Raw genomic sequence first — 17,385 nt, 5'->3', positions numbered from 1 at the left:
GGGCCCGCGCCGTGCTCAGCGCAGGCGCGGGAGGGTCTGGTCGTGCGTCAGCACCGTGCGGAACGGGTCGCCCCGCTCGGCGATGCGGTCCAGCACGGTGCGGACCGTGAACGCGTCGGGGCGCAGCCACGGCTCGTCGAGCTCCTCCCACGTGATCGGCGCGGACACCGGCGCCCCGGCCGCGGCCCGCGGGCTGTACGGGGCGACGAGCGTCTTGTTGATCGCGTTCTGCGTGTAGTCCAGGCGCGCCTGGCCGCCGCGCTCGCGCACCTCCCAGCGCCAGCTCACGAGCTCGGGCACCACTGCGCCGACGGTGCGTGACAGGGTCTCCACCCAGGCCCGCGTCTCGTCGAAGTCGGGGCCGACGGCGATCGGCACCCAGATCTGGATGCCGCGCCGGCCCGTGAGCTTGGGCTGCGCCGTCACGCCCAGGTGCGCGAACGCGTCCCGGTGCAGGCGCGCGAGCAGCAGCACGTCCTCCCAGGGCGTCGACGTGCCGGGGTCCAGGTCCACGAGCGCGTACGTCGGGCGGCGGGGCTCCGCCGCGAGCGACGTCCACGCGTGCCACTCGAGCGCGCCGAAGTTCGCTGCCCACACGAGCGCCGCGGGCTCGTCCACCACGAGGTACGTCGTCGTCTCCCCCGCGTCGGCCTCGGGGTTGTCCCAGCGCGGCACCCAGTCCGGGGCGTGGCCGGGCAGCTGCTTGTGCCAGAACCCCTTCGTGGCCGCACCCTCCGGGTAGCGGTGCATGTTGAGCGGGCGGCCGCGCAGGTACGGCAGGGCGACGGGGGCGATGCGCGCCGCGTACCGGACCAGCTCGCGCTTGGTCACCGGCTCCTCGCCGTCCCGGCTCGGGAACAGCACCTTGTCGAGGTTCGTCAGGCGCACGCTGCGGCCGAAGACGTCCCACGTGCCGGCGCGGCCCAGGTCGTCGAGGGCGGCGAGCTCGTCGTCGGTCGGACCGGGCGGCACGGGAGGGTGCAGCTCGACCGACGCCTGGGCGGCCGGCAGGTCCGAGCGCCACAGCCGGTCCGGGTCGGCCTTCACCTCGTCGTTGGTCCGGCCCGAGACGACGGACGTCGGGTGGTCCTCGGCGTCCCAGCCGGCCACCGCGTGCTCGTCGTGCTTGTGCAGCAGCAGCCACTGCTCCTTGCCGCCGGCGTCCGCCGCCCCGCGCCGGACCAGCACGAACCTGCCCTTCAGCCGCGTGCCGTGCAGCTCCGCGTGCAGCTCACCGCGCGCCACGTCGGCCGCCGGGTCGTCGCCCTTGTACGGCTCCCACGTGCCGCGGTCCCACACGATGACGTCGCCGCCGCCGTACTCGCCCGCCGGGATGACGCCCTCGAAGTCCTCGTACTCGAGCGGGTGGTCCTCGACGTGCACCGCCATGCGCTTCACGTCGGGGTCGAGCGTCGGCCCGCGTGGCACGGCCCAGCTGACGAGGACGCCGTCGATCTCGAACCGCACGTCGTAGTGCAGGCGGCGCGCGCGGTGCCGCTGCACCACGAACCGGCGCACGCCCTCCGGGGCCGGCTCGGGGGACGCGCCCGACGGCTCGGGCGTGCGGTCGAACCGCCGCATCGACCGGTACGTCTCCAGCTCACCGGGACGCTCCCCGCCACCTCGCGCCACGCACCTCACCGCCCGTCGTCGTCCTGCCGTCGTGGTCCTGGCATCGTCGTCCTGCCGTCCCGCCCCGCTCGGCAGACCGGCCGGCCGGGTCCCAGCGTGGCGGAGCACGGCGCACGGCGCGCCCGGAGCCGGCGTCGCACCGACCGGTCCCACCGCTGCGGTCGCGGTACGCGGCCACTCCCGGGCGACAGCGCCTCGACCGCGATGCGCTGCCGCCTGCCCGGACGTAGCGTCGTGGCGTTCCCCACCCGCACCCGGAGGTCCCCGTGCCCGCGCTCTACACCGCCGTCGCCACCGCCACCGGAGGGGGCCGCGACGGTCACGCCCGGACGTCCGACGGCCTCCTCGACGTCGACCTCGCCGTCCCGCGCGAGATGGGCGGCGCCGGCGGGGCGACCAACCCCGAGCAGCTCTTCGCCGCCGGCTACGCGGCGTGCTTCCACAGCGCCCTCACGGGCGCCGCGCGCCGGCAGAAGGTGACGGTCCGGGACACGGCCGTCACCGCCGAGGTCGGCATCGGCCCGGGCGACGCCGGGGGGTACGGGCTCGAGGTGACGCTGCGCATCGAGGTCGGCGGCGTGGACGACGCCACCGCGCACGCGCTCGTCGAGGCCGCGCACCGCACGTGCCCGTACTCCAACGCGACCCGCGGCAACGTGCCCGTCACCCTCGAGGTCGAGACCGGCTGACGCCCCGCCCGAACGGCCCGCCGCGCGCAGGGTCTGTCGCGCGGCGCCCCCGGCGTGTTCGATGTCCTCATGGCGCCCGACTCCCCCGACGGACGCGCCGCGGGCCTCACGCCCGGCTTCCGCGGCCGCCCCCGCCCCGCCGGCGTCGCGCTGCCGCCCGGGCAGTACGTGGAGCGCGGCTTCCCGGTCCTGACCGCCGGGACCACCCCGCACGTCCCCACGGACCGCTGGGAGCTCACGGTCCGCAACGAGGACCTGGACACGTGGCGCTGGTCCTGGCCCGACCTCATGGCGCTGCCGCAGGACGAGCCGACCGTCGACCTGCACTGCGTGACCCGGTGGTCGAAGTTCGGCACGCGGTGGCGCGGCGTCAGCCTCGACGTGCTGCTCGCGGACGTGCGGTCGTCCGCGCAGTACGCCCTCGTCGCCTGCTACGGCGGGTACACGACGAACCTGCCGGTCGCCGACCTGCTGGGCGGCCGGGCGTGGGTGGCGCACACCTACGACGGCCGTCCGCTGCACCCCGAGCACGGCGGCCCGGCGCGCCTGCTCGTCCCGCACCTGTACCTGTGGAAGTCCGCGAAGTGGGTGAAGGAGATCCACCTCGTGCGCGACGACCAGCGCGGGTTCTGGGAGCGGTACGGGTACCACGACTACGGCGACCCGTGGCGCGAGCAGCGCTACCAGGGCGACTGAGGAGGCGCGCGTGACGGAGGTCGGCGCGGCCCCGCCCGGCGCCGCGCGCTTGGGCGACCGGTTCGCGGTCGCCTCCGGGTGGCGCGTCGCGACGGCCGTCGACGCCCGGGACGCGAGCGCGTCGGCGCGCACGCTCGTCCTCGACGTGCCCGGGTGGGGCGGGCACCGGGCCGGTCAGCACGTCGACCTGCGCCTCACGGCGGCCGACGGGTACACCGCGGTGCGCGCGTACTCGATCGGTGGCGCGTGGGACCCGGGCCGTCCGACGCACGTGGAGGTGAGCGTGCAGCGGGTCGCCGGCGGGGAGGTCTCGCCGTACCTCGTGGACGACTTCGCCGTCGGGCAGCGCATCGAGGTGCGCGGGCCGGTCGGCGGGTGGTTCGTGTGGGAGCCCGGTGCCGGCGGCGGCGCCCCGGTGCTGCTCCTCGGGGGCGGCTCGGGCGTGGTGCCGCTCGTCGCGATGGTCCGCGAGCGCCGGCGTGCCGGGGACCGGACGCCGTTCCGGCTCGTCTACTCGGTGCGCATGCCGGGCGACGCGCTGTTCCTCGACGAGCTGACGGGCGCCGGGCGCCGCGACGACGGCGTCGACGCCCACGTCGTCTGGACGCGCGGCGCGCCTCCCGGGGCGTCCGACGGCCGGCCGCCGGGCCGCCTGCAGCTGCGCGATCTCGCGCGGCACGGCTGGCCGCCCGACCTGCGGCCGCTGGTGTACGTGTGCGGGCCCACGGGCTTCGTCGAGGCGGTCTCGCGCATGCTGCTCGTCCTGGGCCACGACGCCGCGGCGATCCGCGCCGAGCGGTTCGGCCCGTCGACCTAGCCCCCCTCGCCGAGCGGCGGACGGCCGGCGCCGCCGCGCGCCCGCAGGGGCGGCGACGTAGTGTCCGCCGGGTGACGGACGCGCGGACCAGCACCCCGGCCGGCGCGGCCGCCGAGCCGGACCCGAACCGCTGGAAGGCGCTGAGCGTCTGCCTCACGGCAGGCTTCATGACGCTGCTCGACGTCAGCATCGTCAACGTCGCGCTGCCGTCGATCGCCGAGGAGCTCGACGCGTCCGCGTCCGCGCTGCAGTGGGTCGTGTCCGGGTACGCGCTGACGTTCGGGCTCGTGCTGGTCGGCGCGGGCCGGCTGGGCGACGCGCGGGGCCGCCGGACGCTCTTCGTGGCGGGCGTCGTCGTGTTCACGCTGGCCTCGCTCGCCGCCGGACTCGCGCCGTCCGCCGCGTGGCTGGTCGTGGCGCGGCTCGTGCAGGGCATCGGCGGCGGCATCATCAACCCGCAGGTCTCGGGCCTGATCCAGCAGCTGTTCCGGGGCGCCGAGCGGGGGCGGGCGTTCGGCCGGCTCGGCACGACCATCGGGGTCTCGACCGCGATCGGGCCGGTGCTGGGCGGCGTGATCCTCGCGGTCGCCGGGGCGGACCACGGCTGGCGGTGGGTGTTCCTCGTCAACCTGCCCGTGGGCGTGCTCGCGATCCTGCTGTCGCTGCGGTACATCGCCCCGCGCCACGACAAGGAGCCGGCCCGCGACCTCGACCCGGTCGGCGCGGTGCTGCTGGGGGCCGGCGTGGTCGGCGTGCTGTGGCCGCTGGTCAGCGAGCGGCGCGATCCCGTCCACGCCGTGCTGGGCCTGGCGGGCCTCCTGCTGCTGGCGGTGTTCGTGCTGTGGGAGCGGCGGCTGGACGCGCGCGGTGGGACGCCGATGGTGCCGCTGTCGCTGTTCCGGGTGCCCGGGTACGCGACCGCGGTGCTGCTCGGGCTCGCCTACTTCTGCGGGTTCACCGGCATCTTCTTCGTCCTGACGCTCTACCTGCAGGACGGCGTCGGGTACTCGCCGCTGCAGGCGGGCCTCGCGCTCACGCCGTTCGCGCTCGGGTCGACCGTGACCGCGACGATCGGCGGCCGCGCCGTCAGCACGCGCGGGCGGGCGGTCGTCGTGCTCGGTCTCGTGCTCGTGATCGCCGGGATGCTGCTCGCCCAGCTCCTGCTCGGCGCCGCGGGCGCCCGCTCGACGACGGGCTGGTGGATCGCCGCACCCCTGCTGCTCGCAGGGCTCGGGAGCGGGCTCGTCATCTCCCCCAACCAGACGCTCGCCCTCGAGCACGTGCCGGTGCACCAGGCCGGCGCCGCGGGCGGGGTGCTGCAGACCGGGCAGCGGCTCGGGTCCGCGGTGGGGATCGCCGTCGTCGGGGCGCTGTACTTCGCCGGTTCCGGCCGGGGGGCCGGGACGGTGGGCGTCACGCACGGCCTGCTCGCCACGGTGGCCCTGCTGGCGGTGGCGCTCGCCATCGGCGTCGCCGACCTGGTGCGAGGCCGGCGGCCGGCGCCGGCCGGCTAGCCCTGCGACGCGCCGTCGGACGCGCGCGTCGCGGCCCGGGTGCGCCCGTCGTCCGCGTCGGCCTCCCGCATGACGTCGCGCAGGCCGGGCGCGACGTCGGCGGCGATCTCCCGCAGGAACGGACGCGCGCGCAGCAGCTCGAGCTGCCCGCCGAGGTCCGTGGCGGCGCGGTGGACCCGCGCCAGCATGCGCACGCCCTCGATGTCGACGAACCACAGGTCCCCGAGGTCGACGCGCAGCACGGCCGGGGCCTCGGCGGGGAGCGCCGAGCGCAGGGCCGCCTCCACCGCGGGGGAACCGTCGCGGTCGAGCTCGCCCGCCAGCCGGAGGGTGGCGACGGGTCCGGGCACGGCCACGACCGTGCACGACGGGGGGAGGGCGTGCTGACGCCCGGTGCCGCGGGACGGGGAGATCGTCACGACAAGCTCCTGGACCAGGGGCCGGACCGGTGCAGGTCCGCGCGAGGAGGCCGCCGGCGGACGCCGGCGAGAAGGCTGCGATCCCAACCGCGGCCCAGCGTAGCGCGGGGGCGGCGGGTCCTGGCAACGCGCCGTCCCGGACCGCCGGGCGGCCGCCCGGGCACCGCGGACGCACGGCCCACCGCGCCCTCCGGCGGCCCCCGGCGTAGACTGGAGGCAACCGGGGATCCCCCGAGCGCGGGTCATGCCGTCGCCGTCTGCGGTCGCACGTCCATCTGTGACGAGACCATCTGCACGCGACGACGCGTGTCTGCGGCGCCGCCCCCGAAAGCAGCTCTCATGGCGATCGACAACACCTCCACGACCTCCCGTGCACGCGCGCCGGCCCTCCACCGCACGCCGCACGGCGGCGCCGTCAGCCGCCGCGCAGACGCCGACAGGGCGGTCTCCGACGCCGCGGACGCGACGGCCGCCATGCTGGACCTCGTCCTGCGCGTCGACTCCGTCGAGGAGCACCTCGCCGAGGTCGCGCGCATGGCTGCCGACGTCAGCCCGGACATCGGCGCGACCGGGGTCACGGTCCTGCGCGGCGGCGAGCTGTTCAGCGTCGCGACGAGCGACCCGCTGGGCGCCGCCGGTGACCAGCTCCAGTACGACGCGCGCGAAGGTCCCAGCCTGGACAGCCTCACCACGGGCGAGCTCCTCGTGGTGCGCGACTACCGCGCCGAGGACCGGTGGCCCACCTACACCCCGCGCGCGGTGGCGCGGGGCGTGCGCAGCAGCCTCACCGTCCCGCTGCGCGCGGCCGGCTCGACCGTCGGGGCCCTGAGCGCCTACGGCACCGAGCCCGACGTCTTCGTCGGCGCCCTGCGCGACGCGGTCGTGGACTTCGGCCGCCGTGCCGGCAACGTGGTCGGGATCGCGCTGCGTCAGGCCGAGCAGGTGTCGCTCGTGGACGACCTGCACGCGGCGATGGAGTCGCGCAGCGTCATCGACCAGGCGCTGGGCATCGTCATGGCGCAGCAGCGCTGCACGGCCGACGAGGCGTTCGCGATCCTGCGGCGGGCGAGCCAGGGTCGCAACCGGCGGCTCGCCGACATCGCCCGGGACGTGGTGACCACCGTCAGCGGCGGACCGCCCCGCACGGGCCGGTTCACGCGCTGAGCACCCCACCCCGCCGGTGGGTCGGGGCGGGCACGCCCACGTGACGGCCCCCTGCCCGAGCGGCGGAGACTGGTCGGCGTGAGCGCCCCCTACCGGTACGACGTGGAGGTCCTGCACCTGCTCGTCTCCCCCGAGCACGCGTACTTCGGCCGGCCGCGCGACGGTGCCGCCGACGTCCCGACGACCGACGCGGACCGCGTCGAGGTGGTCGCCGGCAAGGGCCTCGTCGGCGACCGCTTCTACGGCAAGGCCGCCCACATGGACGCCGCGGTCACCCTGTTCGCCGTCGAGGCGCTCGAGGCGATCGCCGCCGAGCTCGGCACGGACCCGCTCGACCCCCTGCTGACGCGGCGCAACGTCGTGCTCCGCGGCGCCGAGCTCGCGCCCCTGCTGGGCACGGAGGTCGTCCTGGAGTCGGGCGGCGACGCCGTGCGGCTGCGCGTCGGCCGGCCCGCACACCCCTGCGCGTGGATGGACCGCGTGCTCGCGCCCGGTGCGCACGCGGCGATGCAAGGACGCGGCGGCGTCCGCTGCATGCCGCTCACCGACGGCCTGCTGCACCGGGGGCCCGCCGTGCTCGTGAGCCCCGTCCCGCTCGACCCGGCGCGCGCCGGGGATGCCGTACGGCGGCTGCCCGCGCGGCTGCCGTAGCGGCGGGGCCGGTCGCAGGCCGGGGCTGGGCACGCCCGCAGAGGGGTGGTAGACCGGACTCCCGGCGCACTTCTCGGCTCAGGGGGCTGCCATGCGCACACCGTCGTCCGCCCGTCCGCTCGGCGTCCTCGCGGCCGCCGTCCTCGCCCTCGCCGCCGGCGTCACGCCCGTCGCCGCGGCGCCGCCCGGCGGGCCCGGGCCCGCCGCCGGCACCGCCGACGTGGGGGCCGGCGACGTGACGCCGTCGGACGTCGAGGCGCTCATCGCCCAGGCGCCCGGGGGCGCGGCACCCGAGGGCGCCGGGCCGGAGGGCGCCGGGCCGGAGGGCGCGGTGCCGGAGGGTGCGGTGCCGGAGGGTGCGGTGCCAGAGGGCGAGACCCTCGACGGCGGCCGCGGCGGGTGGCACGGCGGCGGCCACGGGTGGCGGCCCCCCGCGAAGGTGCCCGTCGCGGTCGGCACGGGCGGGGCCGTCGCGACCGTCGACCCCGACGCCACGCGGGTCGGCCTCGACGTGCTGCGCGGCGGAGGCAACGCCGTCGACGCGGCGGTCGCCGCGGCCGCGACGCTCGGCGTCACCGAGCCGTACTCCGCCGGCATCGGCGGCGGCGGCTTCTTCGTGTTCTACGAGGCGCGCACGGGCCGGGTGCACACGATCGACGGGCGCGAGACCGCGCCCGCGGCGATGGGTCCCGACGCGTTCGTCGAGGGCGGCGCCCCCATCCCGTTCGCCGAGGCCGTCACGTCCGGCCTGTCGGTGGGCGTGCCCGGCACCCCGGCGACGTGGGAGGCCGCGCTCGACGCGTGGGGCACGATCGGCCTGCGCCGCGCGCTCGCCGGCGCGACCCGGGTCGCGCAGCACGGCTTCGTGGTGGACCGGACGTTCGCGGACCAGACGGCGGCGAACGCCGACCGGTTCGACGACTTCTCGTCCACCGCCGAGCTGTTCCTCCCGGGCGGCGCGCCGCCGCGGGTCGGCTCGGTCTTCCGGAACCGCGACCTCGCGCGGACCTACACGCTGCTGGCCCTGCGCGGCGTCGACGCCCTGTACACCGGACGCCTCGCGCAGGAGATCGTCGACACCGCGCAGCGGCCGCCGGTCGTGCCCGGCAGCGACCGCGTCGTGCGGCCCGGCCTGCTCGAGCTCGGCGACCTCGCCGCCTACGAGGCGCTCCGCCGCGACCCGACGCGCGTGACCTACCGCGGGCTCGACGTGTACGGCATGGCGCCGCCGTCGTCCGGCGGCTCCACGGTGGGCGAGGCGCTGAACATCCTCGAGACGGTCGACGTGGCGACGCTGGGCAGCACGCAGACCCTGCACCACTACCTGGAGGCGAGCGCGCTCGCGTTCGCGGACCGCAACCGGTACGTCGGCGACCCCGGGTTCGTCGACGTCCCGCTGGCCGAGCTGCTGTCCGACGGCTTCGCCGCCGAGCGTGCGTGCCTGATCGACCCGGACGCCGCCCTGCCCAAGCCGGTCGCGCCCGGGTCGCCGGACGGCCGGTACGGGGACTGCGCGGGCACCGGCTCGGCGGGCCCGGAGGGCACCGAGGGCACGTCGACGACGCACCTGACGACCGCCGACCGCTGGGGCAACGTCGTCGCGTACACGCTCACCATCGAGTCCACCGGCGGCAACGGCGTCGTCGTTCCCGACCGCGGCTTCCTGCTGAACAACGAGCTGACGGACTTCAGCTTCACCGACACGCAGGGAGGCGCGGACCCGAACCTGCCCGGCCCGGGCAAGCGGCCGCGCAGCTCCATGGCGCCGACCGTCGTGCTGCAGGACGGTCGCCCGCTGCTCGCGCTCGGCTCCCCCGGCGGCTCGACGATCATCACCACGGTCCTGCAGGTGCTCGTCAACCGCCTCGATCTCGGCATGCGGCTGGACGAGGCCGTCGCCGCGCCCCGGGCGACGCCGCGGAACACGGCGGCCGTCCAGGCGGAGCCCGGCTTCCCGCGCCCCGAGCTCGAGGCGCTCGGGCACACGTTCGCCGACACGCCGGAGATCGGCGCCGCGACCGCGATCGAGTTCCTCGACCACCGCACGCTGCTGTCGGTCGCGGAACCCGAGCGCCGCGGCGGCGGCAGCGCGGGGGTGGTGCGCCCGCGGCGCTGACGCGCGTCAGCCGTCGGCGTGCGCCGTGACGATGCCGTGCGCGGACGCCCACTGCCCGAGGTCGCGACGCTCGATGGCCGCGGCCATGAGGTCCGGGAACAGGTCCGGCGTGCACGCGAACGCCGGCACGCCGACCTCCGCGAGCGCGGCCGCGTGCCGGCGGTCGTACGACGGCGCGCCGGAGTCGCTGAGCGCGAGCAGCGCGACGACCGTCACCCCCGAGCGCACGAGCGCGGCCGCGCGCGCGACCATCTCCTCCGCGATGCCGCCCTCGTACAGGTCGCTGATCAGCACGAGGACCGTCTCGGTGGGCCGCTCCACGAGGCCCTGCGCGTACGCGAGCGCCCGCCGGATGTCGGTGCCACCGCCCAGCTGCACGCCGAACAGCACGTCCACCGGGTCGTCCATGGCGTCCGTGAGGTCGACGACCTCGGTGTCGAAGACGACGAGCCGCGTCGCGACCGACCGGAGCGAGGCGAGGACCGCGCCGAACACGCTCGCGTACACGACGGACTCCGCCATGGACCCCGACTGGTCGATGCACAGCACGATGTCGCGCTGGACCTGCGACGTGCGGCGCGCGTGCCCCACGAGCCGCTCGGGCACGACCGTGCGGTGCTCGGGCAGGTAGTGCCGGAGGTTGGCGGCGATGGTCGCGCCCCAGTCGATGTCCGCGGGTCGCGGCCGGTGCGTGCGCGCCGAGCGGTCGAGCGCCCCGGTGACCGCCTGCACGGTGCGGCGCCGCAGCCGCTCCTCCAGCTCGTCGGTGACCGTGCGGACGACCCGGCGCGCGGTCTCCCGCGAGTGCTCCGGCACGACACGCCCGAGCCCGACCAGCGTCGTGACCAGCGCGAGGTCCGGCTGGACGGCGGCCATCATCTCGGGCTCGAGCAGCAGCTCGCGCAGCCCGAGCCGCGACATCGCGTCCTCCTGCATGACCTGGACGACGGACGACGGGAAGTACGACCGGATGTCACCGAGCCAGCGCGCCACGCGCGGCGACGAGCCGCCGAGCCCACCGCGGCGGCCCGCGCCGGCACCGTCGCCGTAGAGCTCGCGCAGGACCTCGTCCCGGCGCACGTCGTCGCCGCTCAGCGCCACCCCGCCGAGCGCGTCGTCCGCGGGGTCGCCGAGCACGAGCCGCCACCGGGTCGCGCGGTCGCGCGACGGGCCACCACCCCGGACGTCGCCCATGGGAGCCAGCTCGGGCGCCACGTCGTCGGCCGGCGCCGCGCGCACGGCCTCGTCGCCGCTCACGCGACCGGCTCCAGCCCGAGCAGGCGCGCGGTCGCGTGCACCGCGGGCAGCGCGCGGTCCACGTCGAGGCGGGTCACCTGCGCGCGGAGCACGCCGGGGGCCCGCAGGCGGTGCCCGACCTCGCGCCGCTCGGCGTCGGAGAACCGCGCGAACGCGCGGCGCAGCAGCGGCAGGAGGTCCTCGAACGTGGCGTCGTCCACGCCCGCGACCCACTCGTCGACGAGCGACAGCAGCGTCGGGTCGTGCACCAGCAGGAGCGCGTCGCCCTCGAGGAACCCGTCGAGCCAGGCCGCACCGGCCGGCGCGGGCGCCCCCACGGACAGCCGCCGCGACATGCGCTCCGCCACGGTGACGACCTCCAGCGTGCCGTCGTCGAGCAGCAGCCGGTGCACCCGGCCCGACACGGCGGCGTGCACGCGCTCGTCCCGGGCCAGATCGGTGAGGCCGCGTCGCCACGGCCCGTCGAGCGCGGGCTCGTCCAGCAGCCGGACGCCACGGTGGGCCGACTCGACCGCCTCGCGCACCAGCGCGCCGGCGTCGTCGTCCAGCGCCGTGCACGCCGCCCGCAGCCCCACCGCGACGCGCGTCACGACCGTCCGCAGGACCCGCGCCACCCCCGCGGTGTCGGCCGCGCGCACGTCGCCGTACCGGCACGTGCGCGCGAGCGGCTCGACGGTCCGCAGCAGCGTCAGCGGGTCGTGCTGCTGCGCCGTCTGCCGCTCGAGGGCGGCGAGGACTACGGTCAGCGCGTCGGGAAGGTCGCAGAGCAGGCACTGCTCGACGAGGTCCGCGAGCGCGGACAGGTCCGCCGCGGCGGCGGCACGCTCGCGCACCACGCCCTCCGTGGCCGCCGGCACGGTCGTGCCCCGCAGCCCCGCCTCGACGAGGCGCACCGACAGCTCCGGCACCCACTCGAGCTGCCACGCCTCGCGGAACGTCCCCGTCGTGCGCGCCGTGACCGCCGCCGGCCGGCCCCACGGCACGTCCAGCAGCAGCAGCCGGTGCAGCAGCAACGAGCGCTCGCGGTGCTGCTCCTTGCGCAGGTCGAGCTGCAGCACGGTCACGGACGCCGACGGCGCCATGCGCAGCGCGCGCTGCCGCCGCGCGAGGTCGGCCGCGAGCGGCACCATCGGCACGCTCTCGGGGACGGCACCCATCGCCTCGCCGACCACGAGCGTGCGGTGCACGAGCTCGAGCGGGACGGTCGACCCGCCGCACAGCACGGTCTGCGCGGCGTCCGTGACCTCGGTCAGACCGACCGACGGCCGCCCGCGCACCACGGCGAGCGTCTGCGCGAGCCGCGTCGCCTCCACGATCGACGCCGGCGGCGCATCCAGCTGCTCGTCGCGCAGGGCACGGCCGACGCGCACGAGCCACGACGCCGTCACGTCCTCGGGCGTGGCACCGGCACGCGCACCCTCCACGAACAGGTGCTGGTACCACCCCGGGGCCGTGACGCCCGCGCCGTACCCGCTCGCGACGGCCAGCCGGCCCGCCGTCCAGGGCGCCCACGTCGCGGTGACCTTGACCTTGGGCAGGCCCGCCAGCAGCGCGGTGTCCTCCTTGACCGGCACCCGGGCGTCCGGGTGCACGGCGGGCGCGTGGTACGCGCCGCAGACGAACGCGACCCGCGCGGCGCCGGCGCGCAGCGCCGCGCGCACCGACCGGCGCATCGCCGCCTCGCGCCGACGCGTCTCGAGGTCGTCGCCGGGTCCGGCCGCGCGCACGGCCGCCATGGCCTCGCGCAGCGCGTCGAACCGGGCGACGGCGGTGCCCGAGCGGTGCTCGACGGCGTCCTCCCACCACCGCTCCGGGTCGTCGTACCCGGCGGCGCGCGCGAGGTCGCCCACCGGGTCGCGCAGCACCGGCACCCCCGCCTCCGCGTCCTCCGCGGCCCGCGTGGCCAGCAGGTGCGCCGCCGGCAGGTCGGCGAGCTCCACGCGCCGCCCGCGCGCGACCGCCCACCGCAACGCGACCCACTCCGGCGAGAACTCGGCCATCGGGTAGAACGACGCCCGCCCGGGCTCGTCGACGGCGTACACGAGCCCCGCGACGGGCGGCACGAGGCCGGGGTCGGCGACGAACGGCACCAGCGGCGCGAGCTCCGGCGCCCCCTCGACGAGCACCACGTCCGGGTCGAGCTCCTCGAGCGCCTCGAGGACGGACCGCGCGCTGCCCGGGCCATGGTGCCGCACGCCCAGCACGTGCACCGCGCCGGCCGGCGCACCCCCGCCAGTGCCCGTCACACCAGCTCCCGGCACGCCCGGTACAGGTCCTCCCAGCCGGCACGGTCGCGCAGCACGGTCTCCAGGTACTCCTGCCACACCAGCCGGTCCTGCACGGGGTCCTGCACGACCGCACCGGTGAGCGAGGCCGCGACGTCCTCGGCGCGCAGCACACCGTCGCCGAAGTGCGCCGCCAGCGCGGTGCCGTTCGTGACGACGGAGATGGCCTCGGCCGTGGACAGCGTCGCGGACGGCGACTTGACCGTCGTGCGGCGGTCGAGCGTGACGCCGCCCCGCAGCTCGCGGAACACCGTCACGACCCGCTCGATCTGGGCGAGCCCCGCCAGCTCCGGCGGCAGCTCGAGCGAGCGCCCGACGGCCGCCACGCGCGTGCGCACGATCTCGACCTCCTGCTCGAGCGTGTCGGGCAGCGGCAGGACGACCGTGTTGAACCGCCGTCGCAGCGCCGACGACAGGTCGTTGACGCCCTTGTCGCGGTCGTTCGCCGTGGCGATGACGTTGAACCCGGGCCGCGCCTGCACCTCGGTGCGCAGCTCGGGCACGGGCAGGGTCTTCTCCGACAGGATCGAGATGAGGGCGTCCTGGACGTCCGCCGGGATGCGCGTCAGCTCCTCGATCCGCACGAGCGTGCCGTCCCGCATCGCGCGCATCACGGGGCTCGGCACGACCGCCTCGGCCGTCGGGCCGTCCGCGAGCAGACGTGCGTAGTTCCACCCGTAGCGCAGCTGCTCCTCCGGCGTCCCCGCCGTGCCCTGCACGACGAGCGTCGAGTCGCCGCTCACCGCGGCGGCGAGGTGCTCCCCCACCCAGGTCTTGGCCGTGCCCGGCACGCCGAGCAGCAGCAGCGCCCGGTCGGTGGCGAGCGACGCGACGGCGATCTCCATGAGCCGGCGCGAGCCGAGGTACTTCACGCTCACCTCGGTGCCGTCGGCGAGCGTGCCGCCGACGAGGTACGTCGTGACGGCCCACGGGGACAGCCGCCACCCCGGCGGACGAGGCCGGTCGTCGGCGGCCGCCAGCGCGGCCAGCTCGCCGGCGTAGGCGTCCTCGGCGTGCGGGCGCAGGACGGGCCCGTCGGGGGCCGCACCGGCGCCGGCCGCGCCCGTCCCGGCAGGGCCGGTGCCGGCGGTGTGGGTGCCGGTGCTGCCCGGCTCGGGGTGCTGCGACGTCATGCGAGGGCCTCGTCGATCGTGGCGAGCAGGGACAGGTGCTGGGTCAGGTCCTGGAGGGCGTGGGCCCGGCCCCGGAACACGGAGCCGGCGAGCGCGAGGCGCCCGGACTCCTGGGGGTCACGCGCGCGCTCGACGGCGCGCTCCGCGTCCGCGGCGGCACGGTCGGCCGCCGCACGGGCGCGCGCGAGCGGCTCGCGGGCGGCCGGGTGCAGCGACCGCGCGAACGGCTCAGCCGGCAGGACGGGCGCGCGCGTGGTCGCGGGGTCCGCGACGGTGCGCACGAGCGCCTCGGCGACCGCCACGCTCAGCGGCTCGTCCCACGGCCCGGGCAGGGCGTGCGCCACCGAACCGAGCGCGTCGGCGGGGGTCGACGCGAGCCAGCGCCGCGCCGCCGCCTGCGCCTCGTCGGGCGGGAGGACCGCCGCCGCGGCGGCGTCCCACTCGTCGGCGAGCAGCGCCCGCGCCCAGCCCACGTCCCGCTGCGCGACGGTCGCGCGCCGGATCGCGGCGCGCAGCACGCGCTCGCCGTCGAGCCGCAGCAGAGCCGCGGGGGTCGTGCCCGTGGCGCGGCGCAGGACGTCCAGCGGCGCGCCGGTCACGAGCGCCGAGAGCACCGCGGCGTCGCGCGCGGCGCCCGGCCCGACCCCGATCCCGTCCCGGCGGGCCGCGTCGTCGAGCGGGCCCGGCGCGGCCACCTCGAGGCGTCTGCGCAGCAGACCGTGCACCGACACCAACGGCGTGAGGCGGGCGGCGAGGCGGGCCGCCCGCGCCGACGTCGGCAGGCCGTCGAGGGCGGCCGCCGCGGCGGCGCGCACGGCCGCGGCGCGATCGTCGAGGGCGGCCTCGAGCAGCGGCTCGTCCGCCGGACCCAGGCCGGTGGCCAGCGTGCGCAGCAGCGCCGCGCGGGTCTCCGCGCCGGTCGTCGCCAGGGCCGCCGCGACCAGGCGTCGCGCACGGTCGGGGTCCGTGCCGCGCAGCTCCGCGAGCCGGGTGACGAGGGCGCCCGACGGGAGCCGCAGGACCGCGGGGTCGTCGTCGGGCTGCGGCTCCTCCCCGCCCCCGACGGCCCACGCCCACTCCGGCCGGCGAGCGGCCAGCCAGCGGCCGCGGGCGTGGACGACGGGCAGGACGCGGGCACGCACCGCGGGCCGTCGTGTGCCCTCCGCGAGCAGCGCGGGCAGCAGCTCGTGCGGGACGCGCCGCCCGCCCGCGGCCACGGCCGCGCAGCACCGCTCCAGCAGCGCATCGCGCAGCTCACGTCCCACCGGTGGCTGCGTGAGCACGAGAGCGAGCACCTGCGCGGCGCGCGGTGGCGCCTCGGGTACGCCGTCCGGCGGGCACGGCTCGGGCACCGCGCGGCCGGCCGCGGGCTCCGCACCGGCAGCGCGCAGCGCCGCACCGAGGGCGGCGGCGTCGAGCAGCGCGGTGGGCGCGTCGGCGTCGGTGCGCGCCGGCACGCCGAGCGCCGCCGGCACGGCGGGGACGCGTCCGCGGGCGGTCCCGACGAGCGCGGCCCCGGTCAGCGCGCCCCACCACCGGTCGACGTCGGGCTCCCCCCTCATGCGCCCACCACCCCGGGCGCGTCGGCCAGACCGGACGCCGCCAGCACCCGGAACGTGCCGTCCTCGAGCTCCCCGAACAGGTCGACGGGTGCACCGCCGGACCGCGCGACCAGGCCCCAGGGTTCCACGTCGCCGCGCACCGGCACGCCGCGTCCGTCGCGGTCGACGACCACCACGTCGGCGCCGCCCGCTCCGTGCCCCGCACCGCCCGCTCCGGGGCCCGCTCCCGGGACGACCACCGCCCCGTGGTCCGCCGCCGTGCGCACCACGTCGAGGCGTGCACCGGCGAGGACGACCGGGACGCGCCGCGTCCACGGGTTCGCCGCGAGCGCACGCGCGAGGGTGGCGTGCGCCGCCGCGACGTCACCGCCTGCGGGCAGGCGACCGGCCGTGCCCGCGACCTCGGGCGGCGTCACGAACGTCGCACGCCGCGCGGACGCGCCGGGGTAGCGGGCGACGTCCCCGCGCAGCAGCGCGCCGACCGACTGCGCCACCGGGAGCGGGTCGCCGCCGACCGCGAAGTCGAGGACCTGCACGACCTCACCGCTCGCCTCGCCGCGCAGCCACGTCCGCTGCTGCTGGACGCGCCCGTCCTGCGTGCGGAACGCGCCCAGCACGAGCCACGTGTCGCTCAGCCGGTCGCGCGCGCGCACCTCGTCGGCGGGCTGCGCCCAGCCGAGCAGCGTCCGCAGGTCGCCGAGCACCGCCTCGTCGAGCTCGTCGCGCCGGCGCCAGGCCTGCACCACCGTCCACCACCGCCCGAGCGCCGCGAGCAGGACCGACGCCCAGTCGTCGTCGTGCTGCACACGCCCGCCGACGGAGCGCACCTCCTCCGCCAGGCCGGGCACCTGCGCGTCGACGAGCCGCGCCGCGGTGGCGTCCCACCACGACAGCGGCTGCCGGCGCGCCGCCGCGAGCCCGGCGCGCACGAGGTCGGCGAGCCACAGGGCGAGGTCGTCGAGCCCGGCCGACATGGTCGCCACCCGCTGCGCGCGCCGTCGCTCCGCCGCCTCGGGGTCGACCGGCGCCTCGGGGCGCGCGGCCCGCTCGGCGCGCCCGGCCGCCCGGGACGCGCGCTCGTCGGCCCACTCCTGGGCGAACGGCGCGGCGTCGGCTCCGTCACCCACCGCGCCGGACGACCACAGCAGCAGGAGCGCGAGGGCGTGCTTGCACGGGAACTTGCGGCTCGGGCACGAGCAGCGGTACGCCCGGGCCTGCAGGTCGACGCTCACCTGGTACGGCGTCCGACCCGAGCCCTGGCAGCGGCCCCACAGCAGCGCGTCGCTCGCGCCGGTCTGCGACCACGGACCCGGCTGCGCCAGCCGCCGGGCCGCCGCCAGCGACGACGCGTCCGGCGCAGCGGCCTGCACGTCCTCGACGGTCCAGCGCTCCATGGTGGCGCCATCCTGCCGGACGCCGCCGACACCCGACGTCCTGTCAGGGCCCGTGT

Annotated in this window: 14 protein-coding genes; 7 read left to right on the top strand and 7 right to left on the bottom strand. The window is 77.6% G+C overall.

Going from position 1 to position 17,385, the window contains the following annotated elements; all coding sequences use genetic code 11:
- Positions 1–15: 15 nt before the first annotated feature.
- Complete coding sequence (locus E5225_RS05355) at positions 16–1,632, bottom strand: non-homologous end-joining DNA ligase LigD (RefSeq protein ID WP_243738317.1); 1,617 nt, start codon at positions 1,630–1,632, stop codon at positions 16–18.
- Between the two features lie 266 nt (positions 1,633–1,898).
- Between E5225_RS05355 and E5225_RS05350 the strand changes: the two genes are divergently transcribed.
- The 4 genes from E5225_RS05350 to E5225_RS05335 all read left to right on the top strand — a co-directional run bounded on the left by E5225_RS05350 (position 1,899) and on the right by E5225_RS05335 (position 5,348).
- Entirely contained in the window at positions 1,899–2,321 is a 423-nt protein-coding gene (locus tag E5225_RS05350; RefSeq protein WP_135974144.1) for an organic hydroperoxide resistance protein, read from the top strand.
- A gap of 69 nt (positions 2,322–2,390) precedes the next feature.
- Positions 2,391–3,017, top strand: coding sequence for a molybdopterin-dependent oxidoreductase (locus E5225_RS05345; RefSeq protein ID WP_135974143.1), 627 nt, complete (start codon positions 2,391–2,393; stop codon positions 3,015–3,017).
- A 10-nt stretch (positions 3,018–3,027) separates the two neighbouring features.
- On the top strand, positions 3,028–3,834 hold the full coding sequence (locus E5225_RS05340) for a ferredoxin reductase (protein WP_208012571.1): 807 nt from the start codon (positions 3,028–3,030) through the stop codon (positions 3,832–3,834).
- Positions 3,835–3,905: 71 nt separating this feature from the next.
- Positions 3,906–5,348: an MFS transporter gene (locus tag E5225_RS05335; protein WP_243738316.1), complete on the top strand. Its 1,443-nt coding sequence runs from the start codon at positions 3,906–3,908 to the stop codon at positions 5,346–5,348.
- On the opposite strand, the gene E5225_RS17435 is transcribed toward E5225_RS05335, so the two are convergent.
- Entirely contained in the window at positions 5,345–5,767 is a 423-nt protein-coding gene (locus E5225_RS17435; RefSeq protein WP_166435993.1) for an STAS domain-containing protein, read from the bottom strand. The genes E5225_RS05335 and E5225_RS17435 overlap by 4 nt on opposite strands.
- Positions 5,768–6,106: 339 nt before the next feature.
- Between E5225_RS17435 and E5225_RS05325 the strand changes: the two genes are divergently transcribed.
- From E5225_RS05325 to ggt, 3 genes are all read left to right on the top strand, one after another.
- Complete coding sequence (locus E5225_RS05325) at positions 6,107–6,931, top strand: GAF and ANTAR domain-containing protein (protein WP_135974141.1); 825 nt, start codon at positions 6,107–6,109, stop codon at positions 6,929–6,931.
- A 78-nt stretch (positions 6,932–7,009) separates the two neighbouring features.
- Positions 7,010–7,582, top strand: a complete 573-nt coding sequence (locus tag E5225_RS05320; protein WP_135974140.1) for an MOSC domain-containing protein — start codon at positions 7,010–7,012, stop codon at positions 7,580–7,582.
- A 91-nt stretch (positions 7,583–7,673) separates the two neighbouring features.
- Complete coding sequence (gene ggt, locus E5225_RS05315) at positions 7,674–9,698, top strand: gamma-glutamyltransferase (RefSeq protein WP_135974139.1); 2,025 nt, start codon at positions 7,674–7,676, stop codon at positions 9,696–9,698.
- Positions 9,699–9,704: 6 nt separating this feature from the next.
- Here the strand turns inward: ggt and E5225_RS05310 are convergent, their stop codons facing one another.
- From E5225_RS05310 to E5225_RS05290, 5 genes are read right to left on the bottom strand one after another with little or no spacing between them, the layout of a single operon-like run.
- The gene (locus tag E5225_RS05310) at positions 9,705–10,955 is read right to left on the bottom strand and encodes a VWA domain-containing protein (protein WP_243738315.1); all 1,251 of its coding nucleotides are present in this window, start codon (positions 10,953–10,955) and stop codon (positions 9,705–9,707) included.
- Positions 10,952–13,201, bottom strand: coding sequence for a DUF5682 family protein (locus E5225_RS05305; RefSeq protein ID WP_243738314.1), 2,250 nt, complete (start codon positions 13,199–13,201; stop codon positions 10,952–10,954). Before E5225_RS05305 ends, E5225_RS05310 begins: the two co-directional genes overlap by 4 nt.
- Positions 13,198–14,373, bottom strand: a complete 1,176-nt coding sequence (locus E5225_RS05300) for an ATP-binding protein (RefSeq protein WP_135974138.1) — start codon at positions 14,371–14,373, stop codon at positions 13,198–13,200. The genes E5225_RS05305 and E5225_RS05300 overlap by 4 nt, the downstream gene beginning before the upstream one ends.
- Positions 14,370–15,935 (bottom strand): DUF5691 domain-containing protein, encoded by a 1,566-nt coding sequence (locus tag E5225_RS05295; protein WP_136225328.1) that lies wholly within the window; start codon positions 15,933–15,935, stop codon positions 14,370–14,372. Before E5225_RS05295 ends, E5225_RS05300 begins: the two co-directional genes overlap by 4 nt.
- Positions 15,932–17,329 (bottom strand): SWIM zinc finger family protein, encoded by a 1,398-nt coding sequence (locus E5225_RS05290; protein ID WP_135973653.1) that lies wholly within the window; start codon positions 17,327–17,329, stop codon positions 15,932–15,934. Before E5225_RS05290 ends, E5225_RS05295 begins: the two co-directional genes overlap by 4 nt.
- Positions 17,330–17,385: the final 56 nt, after the last annotated feature.

Origin of the sequence: Cellulomonas shaoxiangyii (assembly GCF_004798685.1) — a bacterium.
Taxonomy (GTDB): domain Bacteria; phylum Actinomycetota; class Actinomycetes; order Actinomycetales; family Cellulomonadaceae; genus Cellulomonas; species Cellulomonas shaoxiangyii.
This window is presented reverse-complemented; position numbering and strand designations above follow the sequence as displayed.